The organism is Hydrogenophaga sp., assembly GCF_018780385.1.
Classification (GTDB): domain Bacteria; phylum Pseudomonadota; class Gammaproteobacteria; order Burkholderiales; family Burkholderiaceae_C; genus Hydrogenophaga.
The window spans coordinates 1-8,028 of record NZ_JADMJO010000053.1 but is presented as its reverse complement, the minus strand read 5'-3'; the positions used below and the strand labels follow the sequence as shown (position 1 = coordinate 8,028).

At 68.1% G+C, this 8,028-nt stretch carries 6 protein-coding genes and 1 pseudogene; 6 read left to right on the top strand and 1 reads right to left on the bottom strand.

The window, feature by feature from the left end; genetic code table 11:
* Positions 1–866, bottom strand: an 866-nt coding sequence (locus tag IV113_RS17035; RefSeq protein WP_291087286.1) for a sugar ABC transporter substrate-binding protein, incomplete at its 3' end; no start/stop codon positions are given.
* A gap of 129 nt (positions 867–995) precedes the next feature.
* Here IV113_RS17035 and IV113_RS17030 point away from each other — a divergent pair.
* From IV113_RS17030 to IV113_RS17005, 6 genes and pseudogenes are all read left to right on the top strand, one after another.
* Positions 996–2,018, top strand: coding sequence for a PfkB family carbohydrate kinase (locus tag IV113_RS17030; RefSeq protein ID WP_291087284.1), 1,023 nt, complete (start codon positions 996–998; stop codon positions 2,016–2,018).
* A gap of 135 nt (positions 2,019–2,153) precedes the next feature.
* Positions 2,154–3,644: a glucose-6-phosphate dehydrogenase gene (gene zwf, locus IV113_RS17025; protein WP_291087282.1), complete on the top strand. Its 1,491-nt coding sequence runs from the start codon at positions 2,154–2,156 to the stop codon at positions 3,642–3,644.
* Entirely contained in the window at positions 3,641–4,339 is a 699-nt protein-coding gene (gene pgl / locus IV113_RS17020) for a 6-phosphogluconolactonase (RefSeq protein ID WP_291087280.1), read from the top strand. The genes zwf and pgl overlap by 4 nt, the downstream gene beginning before the upstream one ends.
* A 130-nt stretch (positions 4,340–4,469) precedes the next feature.
* A complete protein-coding gene (edd, locus tag IV113_RS17015; RefSeq protein WP_291087278.1) occupies positions 4,470–6,293 on the top strand; it encodes a phosphogluconate dehydratase in 1,824 nt (607 codons plus the stop codon).
* 14 nt (positions 6,294–6,307) lie between these two features.
* On the top strand, positions 6,308–6,946 hold the full coding sequence (gene eda / locus IV113_RS17010) for a bifunctional 4-hydroxy-2-oxoglutarate aldolase/2-dehydro-3-deoxy-phosphogluconate aldolase (protein ID WP_291087276.1): 639 nt from the start codon (positions 6,308–6,310) through the stop codon (positions 6,944–6,946).
* Between the two features lie 16 nt (positions 6,947–6,962).
* Positions 6,963–8,028, top strand: a pseudogene (locus tag IV113_RS17005) (glucose-6-phosphate isomerase); the annotation flags it as partial.

Below are 8,028 nucleotides of genomic sequence, written 5' to 3'. Positions count from 1 at the left end.
CCCATGGCGGCCATGCGCAGCGGGTACTGCTGCGAGGTCGCGGCGATCACGCCGGTGCCCACGTCCTTGATGCCGGCGCAACCGCCGTCCACCGAGACGATGACCACGTCCTTGTCCTTGCCGGCGGCCTTGAGCGCCTTGTAGGCGCCAGCGGCGGCGGGTTCGTTGATCGTGTAGACCACGTTGATGGCCGGGTTCTTCTGCAGGCAGTTTTCCATGCCGGTCTGGCCCTTGGCGGCGTCACCGAAGCTGTCAGCCATGCACACCACTTCGGCCGGCTTGGCCAGGTCGTTGCTCTTGGCATCCAGCGACTTCAGGCCATAGCCATGGAGGAAACCGTTGTGGCGTTGGGCGCCCACCGGGTGGCCGGGGAACAGGTCGAGCGTGGCGATCACCGGGGCCTTGCCGCCGAGGGCGGCTTTCGCGTACTGGCCGATCAACACGCCGGCCTTGAAGTTGTCGGTGGCAAACAAGCCGTCGACCGCGCTGGCTGGATCGGTCGGGCTGTCGAGTGCGATCACCATCACACCTTGCGACTGCGCGCGCTTGATGGCGGGGATGATGGCCTTGGCATCGCTGGGTGTGATCAAGATGGTCTTGGCGCCACCGGCGATCATGTTTTCCATGGCCGTCACCTGGCCAGCGTTGTCACCATCGGTCTTGCCGGCGGCCGACAGCAGCTTGGCGCCGAGCTTCTTCGCTTCGGCGTCGGCGCCCTCTTTCATCTTCACGAAGAAGGGATTGGAATCCGTCTTGGTGATCAGGCCGATGACGGGCTGGGCCTGCGAATGGGCCAGCGATGCGGCCAGCGCAAACACGGAAAAGGCACAGGCGGACGATGCGAGTTTGGATGCGCGGAAGTTCATGTTGGTCTCCTCAGGTGGAAAGGAAGTCTCAGGGATCACGCCGCCAGACACTTGGGGTTTTCACGAGGCCCGTTGCGGTGTGCTTGAACTATATTTCGAGTCAGGTTAATAAATCAACTGGATTTAGTTATGGTTTTCCCTACTCCCCCGGCCACCCTGAAAGTCGCCACCGCAGGCGAAGCGCTCATCGACCTGATCGAGGACGCCGACGGTCGTTTGCGTCCTTGCGCGGGTGGCGCCGTTTACAACCTCACCCGCGCGCTCGGCCTGCAAGGCGTGGGCACGCTCTACCTCAATCCGCTCGCGGGCGATCGCTTCGGTCGCCTGCTGGCCGAGGGCATGGCGCAGGCCGGCGTGGCCCTGGCACAGCCGCAGCCCGTGCACGAGCCCACATCACTCGCGGTGGTGGGCCTGGACGCACAGGGCAAGGCCAGCTACAGCTTTTACCGCGAGGGCGTGGCCGACCGGCAGGTGTCGGCGCCCGGTCTCATTGCCGCCTGCGAAGCCCCCCCGGGTCTGCCTGACCTGCGCATCGCCGTCACCGGCTGCCTGGCCCTGGTGGCCGAGGACAGCGCGAAGTACCTGCCCTGGCTGCAGGCCCAGCGCGCGGCGGGGCGGCTGGTGGTGGTGGACGCGAACCTGCGCCCGGCCATCGTGCCGGACATGAGCGCCTACCGCAGCAGCGTGATGGCGGCCCTCCAGCAAGCCCACCTCATCAAGGTGAGCGACGACGATCTCGACACGCTGGGCGTGCCGGGTGGCGACGCCCTCGCCAAGGCGAGCGCGCTGTTGGCCGGCACACGTGCTCAATGGCTCGCCCTCACGCTGGGCGCGGGCGGCGCGGTGCTGCTGGCGCGCGACGGCCACGCCTGGCACTGTGCCGAGTCGACCCCGGTGACGGTGGTGGACACCGTGGGCGCAGGTGACTGCTTCCTGGCCGGCCTGCTGGTGGCCCTGCTCCAGCGCCCCGCGCTGCAACGCAGCGCACACGCCGATGAACTGCGGCTGAACGCCAGTGACGCACAACACCTGCTGGCCCACGCCGTGGCCAGCGCCAGCCTGTGCGTGATGCAGACCGGCTGCACACCACCCAGCCTGCCCGAGGTGGTGGCCCGCACCACCGCCCATCCACCGGTTTTTCGCGCCCTCTGACTGGGCACGCGCCGGTTGGGCGGTTAAGGTGGAGGCAACGCCTCCGTGGCCTCGCCAGCCGGCGCAGGCATCCTGTACCCGCGATGTAACTTAATTACATTACGATCCAGATTCTGAAGTAACTTAATTAGATCCATGGTCACCTCAAGCCCCACCGCCGCCGCAGCTTCTTCCACCCCCCCGGGCCCGCTCGACCTGGTGATCTTCGGTGGCGCGGGCGACCTCTCGGTGCGCAAGCTGCTGCCCGCGCTCTACATGGCGCACCTGCACCACAACCTGCCCGAGGCCACGCGCATTCTGGCGCTGGGCCGTCAGGACTGGGACCGCGGCACCTTCACCGCCTTCATCGACGACAAGGTGCGCGGCTTCATCGAACCCGAGGCACTGGAAGACGCGGCCTGGACCGCCTTCAAGGACCGGCTGGCCTATGTGTGTCTGGACGCGACCCAGCCAGGCGATTTCGCGGCGCTCGGCGCGGCGCTGCAGAACGGTTCCGACCGCGTGTACTACCTGGCCACCGCGCCCACGCTGTTCACCGGCATCTGCGCCCACCTGGCCAGCGCCAACCTGATCGATGCCCGCTCGCGCGTGGTGCTCGAAAAACCGCTCGGCCACGACCTGGCGTCGGCGCGCCAGATCAATGAAGAAGTCGGCCGTCATTTCACCGAAGCGCAAACCTTCCGCATCGACCACTACCTGGGCAAGGAAACCGTGCAGAACCTGATGGTGCTGCGCTTCGGCAACACCATCTTCGAGCCCCTCTGGCGCAGCCCCTTCATCAAGAGCGTGCAGATCACGGTGGCCGAATCGGTGGGCGTGGGCAGCCGCGCCGGCTTCTACGACGGCACCGGTGCATTGCGCGACATGCTGCAGAACCACCTGTTGCAATTGCTGTGCATCGTGGCGATGGAGCCGCCGGTCTCGCTCGACCCGGACGCCGTGCGCGACGAAAAACTCAAGGTGCTGCGCTCGCTGCGCCCGCTCACCGTGGCCGATGTGGCGCGCGACACGGTGCGCGGCCAGTACACCGCGGGCAGCGCCAACGGCGACAAGGCCGTGGGCTACCTGCAAGAGGACAACGTGCCGCCCGACAGCACCACAGAGACCTTCGTGGCGCTGCGCGCCCACATCAACAACTGGCGCTGGGCCAACATCCCGATCTTCCTGCGCACCGGCAAGCGCATGGCCGAGCGCCGCTCGGAGATCGTGATCGAGTTCGCCGACCTGCCTTACACCATCTTTCCGGATGCGCCGCGCCAGCCGGTCAACCGCCTGATGATCCGCCTGCAACCCGAAGAACACGTGCAACTGCAGATGATGGCCAAAGAGCCCGGCAGCGGCATGCGCCTGCGCCCGGTGAGCCTGAACCTCGACCTCGAATCCGCCTTCAGCGCACGCCGCGCCGAGGCCTACGAGCGCTTGCTCATGGACGTGATCAAAGGCCGCCTCACCCACTTCATGCGCCGCGATGAACTGGAAGCCGCATGGACCTGGGTCGAGCCCATCCTGGACGGCTGGAAGAACCTGAATGAAAAACCCAAGGCCTACACCGCCGGCAGCTGGGGCCCGGCCGCCTCGTCGGCCCTGATGGCCCGGGAGAATTCCGCCTGGGTCGAGGAATCATGAGCGAACACGTGTGCAACTCCACGGCCGAACTGGCCTGGCAACTGGCCGACGCCATCGCCGAGCGCCTGCACGCCGCCATCAACCTGCGCGGCCACGCGGTGCTGGCGGTCTCGGGCGGCAAGTCACCGATCGCGCTGTTTGAAGCACTGCGCGTGCTGCCCCTCGAATGGCCGCGCGTGACCGTGCTGCTGGTGGACGAGCGCTGCGTGCCACACGACCACACCGAGAGCAACACCGCGCTGGTGCGCCAGCACTTGCTGCAGGACGCGGCTGCGGCCGCCACCTTCGTGCCGTTCTTCGACACGCTGCCAGACACCCTGGACGACGCGGCTCTGGACCGGCTCGTCGATGCCGCCAACCGGCGACTGGCCACCCAGCCCTGGCCCATGGACATGGCGGTGCTCGGCATGGGCGAAGACGGCCACACCGCTTCGCTCTTCCCCGGCGCACCCGGCCTGCGCCAGGCCCTGCACAGCAGCGGCCCGGTGGCCTGGGTGCGCCCGGCCACCGCGCCCCATGCGCGCCTGACCCTCACCCTGCCCGCCCTGCTGGCCACGCGTGAACTCGCGTTGTCCATCAGTGGCGCCAGCAAGCTGGCCGTGTTCCAGCAAGCCCGCCTCGGCGCCGACGAATCCTTGCCGGTGTCCCTCATCCTCAACCAGCACCAGACGCCCGTGAGCATCTGGATGGCCTGACCCGGATATGAACATGAACACCCCCGTCGCTTGCTCACTGCGTGTAGCCGCATCCCCTCTCAAGGGGGCAACACCTGCGGCCCGGCAAAGCCGGTTCCGCGGTGTTTACTTGAACTGAATCGGAGACATCATGACCACACTGCACCCGACGCTGCAACGCGTCACCGACCGCATCATCGAACGCAGCGCCACCACACGCGCCGCCTACCTGGCCTCCATGGACGCACAGCGCAAGAGCGGCACGCAACGCACCGGCATGGGCTGCGCCAACATGGCCCACACCACGGCCGCGCTGCCGGCGGCCGACAAACTCAAGATCCACGCGGAGCGCGCGCCGCACATCGGCATCGTCACCGCCTACAACGACATGCTCTCGGCCCACCAGCCCTACGAGACCTACCCGCAGCAGATACGCTCCATCGCCCACGGGCTGGGCGTGACGGTGCAGGTGGCCGGCGGCGTGCCCGCCATGTGCGACGGCGTCACCCAGGGCGCCGCCGGCATGGAGCTCTCGCTGTTCTCGCGCGACGTGATTGCCCTGTCCACCGCGGTGGCGCTCTCGCACAACGTGTTCGACGCCGCGCTCTTCCTCGGCATCTGCGACAAGATCGTGCCCGGCCTCTTCATGGGCGCGCTGCAGTTCGGCCACCTCAGCAACGTCTTCGTGCCCGCCGGCCCCATGACCTCGGGCCTCTCCAACGACGCCAAGGCCAAGGTGCGCCAGCAGTACGCGCAGGGCCTGGTGGGGCGTGAGGCGCTGCTCGAATCGGAGTCGCAGGCGTACCACAGCCCCGGCACCTGCACCTTCTACGGCACCGCCAACAGCAACCAGATGCTGATGGAGATCATGGGCCTGCACCTGCCCGGTGCTTCCTTCGTGAACCCCGGCACACCGCTGCGCGACGCGCTCACTGCCGAGGCGGTGAAGCGCTCGTTGGTCAACACCGGGCGCACCGGCGAAGCCGCCATCTGCATGGCCGACATCGTGACCGAGAAGACCCTGGTCAACGGCATCATCGGCCTGCTCGCCACCGGCGGATCGACCAACCACACGCTGCACCTCGTGGCCATGTCGCGCGCCGCCGGCGTGCTGGTGGACTGGGACGACTTCGCCGAGCTCTCGCACGTGATCCCGCTGCTGGCGCGTGTCTACCCCAACGGCAGCGCCGACGTGAACCACTTCCACGCCGCAGGCGGCATGGGCTACCTCATGCGGCAGTTGCTGGACGCCGGCCTGCTGCACGCCGATGTGGCCACGGTCATGGGTCACGGCTTGCAGGCCTACACGCAGGAGCCCTGGCTGGACGATGGCCAGCTGGCGTGGCGACCCGTACCCATGCTGAGCGGCGACACCTCGGTGGTGCGCCCGGTGGCCGAGCCCTTCAGCGCCGACGGCGGCCTGCGCCTGCTGCAGGGCAACCTGGGCCGCAGCGTGGTGAAGGTCTCGGCCGTCAAGCCCGAGCACCGCGTGGTGCGCGCCCAGGCCGTGGTGGTGAGCGACCAGCAGGACCTGCTGGCCCTGTTCAACGCCGGCCAGCTCGAACGCGACTTCATCGCGGTGGTGCGCTACCAGGGACCGCGCGCCAACGGCATGCCCGAACTCCACAAGCTCACGCCACCGCTGGCCGTGCTGCAAGACAAGGGCTTCAAGGTGGCGCTCGTCACCGACGGCCGCATGTCGGGCGCCTCCGGCAAGGTGCCCGCGGCCATCCACCTCAGCCCCGAGGCGCTGGCCAACGGCCCGATCGCCCGCGTGAAAGACGGCGACTGGATCACGCTGGACTGCGAGCGCGGCGTGCTCGAACTGGAGGTGGATGTCGCCACCTTCAACGCGCGGGAACTCCACCACCCCGACCTCAGCGCCAACCAGCACGGCACCGGACGCGAACTGTTCGCCATGTTCCGCCAGCACGCCAGCGTGGCCGAGCTCGGTGCTTCGCCGCTGTTTGGCTGAACACAAGGAACAACATGACCACCACCTGCTTCACCCGCCCCACCTTCACCTCCCGCGTCGTCCCGGTGATCGTGCTCAACGACGCAGCCCACGCCGTGCCACTCGCCCACGCCTTGCTCGAAGGCGGCATCGACGTGATGGAGATCACCTTGCGCTCCGGCGTGGCACTGCAGGCCATTGAGGCGGTGGCGCGCGCCGTGCCGAAGATGCACCTGGGGGCGGGCACCGTCACGCGCGTGGCCGAGGTCAAGCAGGTGATGGCCGCGGGCGCCACCTTTGCCTTGTCGCCCGGCTGCACCGACGAACTCGTGCACGCCGTGCGCGAGGCCAGGCTGCCCTTCATCCCCGGCGTGATGACGCCCAGCGAAGTCATGCGCGCGCGCGACCACGGCTTCACCTTGATGAAGCTTTTTCCCGCCTCGCAGGCCGGTGGCCTGGGCATGCTCAAGGCGCTGGGCGCGCCGCTGCCCGACGTGCGCTTTTGCCCCACCGGCGGCGTGAGCGTGGAGAATCTGCGCGACTTCCTGAAACTGCCCAATGTGGCCATGGCCGGTGGTTCCTGGCTCACGCCGTCCGATCTCCTGCGCAACGGTGACTGGGCCGGCATCACGCGGCTGGCGCGCGAGGCCACCGCGATGGCTGCGCCGAACTGAAAGGGAAACGTCTCACATGAAACTGCCCACCACCCTGCCCGCCTGGTCACAGCTGCAGACGCTGGCCGCCAGTCCCACGCCGCACCTGCGCGAACTGCTCACCGACCCGCACCGTGCCCAACGCATGAGCACGACCGCCGCGGGCATCACGCTCGACGCCAGCCGCCAGCGCACCACGCCTGCCATCCAGCAGGCCCTGCTCGCGCTGGCCGAACAATCCGACCTGGCGGCGCAGCGCGATGCCATGTTCCGTGGCGACACGATCAACACCACCGAGGACCGCCCTGTGCTGCACGTGGCGCTGCGCGGCGACCCGCTGCACGCCGGCCCCTGGGGCAACGCCGTGCAGGCCGATGTGCACCGTGAGCTGGCGCGGGTCTGCGACTTCGCCCAGGCGCTCAACGCCGGTGCCGTGCTCGGCTTCTCCGGCGAAACCATCACCGACGTGGTGAACATCGGCATCGGTGGCTCCGACCTCGGTCCGCGCATGGCGATCGACGCGCTGGCGCACCTGGCCGCCCCCGCCGTGCCCGGCATCCGCGTGCACTGCGTCTCCAACCCGGACGCCTGGGCACTGTGGAGCGTGCTGCGCGGGCTCGACGCCAAACGCACCATCCTCGTGGTCTCCAGCAAAACCTTCACCACCCAGGAAACGCTGACCAACGCCGCCAGCGCCCAACGCTGGTTGACCGACCAAGGCTGCCCGCCGCAAGACCTGTCAAAACACCTGGTCGCCATCACCGCCAGCCCTGCGCAGTCGGCCAAGCTCGGCTATCCCCCCGAGCGCACCTTCCTGTTCTGGGACTGGGTGGGTGGGCGTTACTCCGTGTGGTCGGCGCTCGGCCTGCCCCTGGCCATCGCCATCGGGCCGGAGAACTTCCGCGCCTTCCTGGCCGGGGCGCGCGCCATGGACGAGCACTTCTGCACCGCATTGCCGGCGCACAACCTGCCCATGCAGCTCGCGCTCAACGGCATCTGGAACCGCAACTTCCTGCGGTTGCCCACACACCTCATCGTGCCCTACGCTTCGCGGCTGGCGCGCTTCACGCCCTTCGTGCAGCAGATGGACATGGAGTCCAACG

What these genes read in the sequence shown, in the direction of transcription:
- IV113_RS17030 (WP_291087284.1), top strand. Translation starts at nt 996, where the DNA reads ATGGTTTTCCCTACTCCCCCGGCCACCCTGAAAGTCGCCACCGCAGGC.
- edd (WP_291087278.1), top strand. Translation starts at nt 4,470, where the DNA reads ATGACCACACTGCACCCGACGCTGCAACGCGTCACCGACCGCATCATC.
- eda (WP_291087276.1), top strand. Translation starts at nt 6,308, where the DNA reads ATGACCACCACCTGCTTCACCCGCCCCACCTTCACCTCCCGCGTCGTC.
- zwf (WP_291087282.1), top strand. Translation starts at nt 2,154, where the DNA reads ATGGTCACCTCAAGCCCCACCGCCGCCGCAGCTTCTTCCACCCCCCCG.
- pgl (WP_291087280.1), top strand. Translation starts at nt 3,641, where the DNA reads ATGAGCGAACACGTGTGCAACTCCACGGCCGAACTGGCCTGGCAACTG.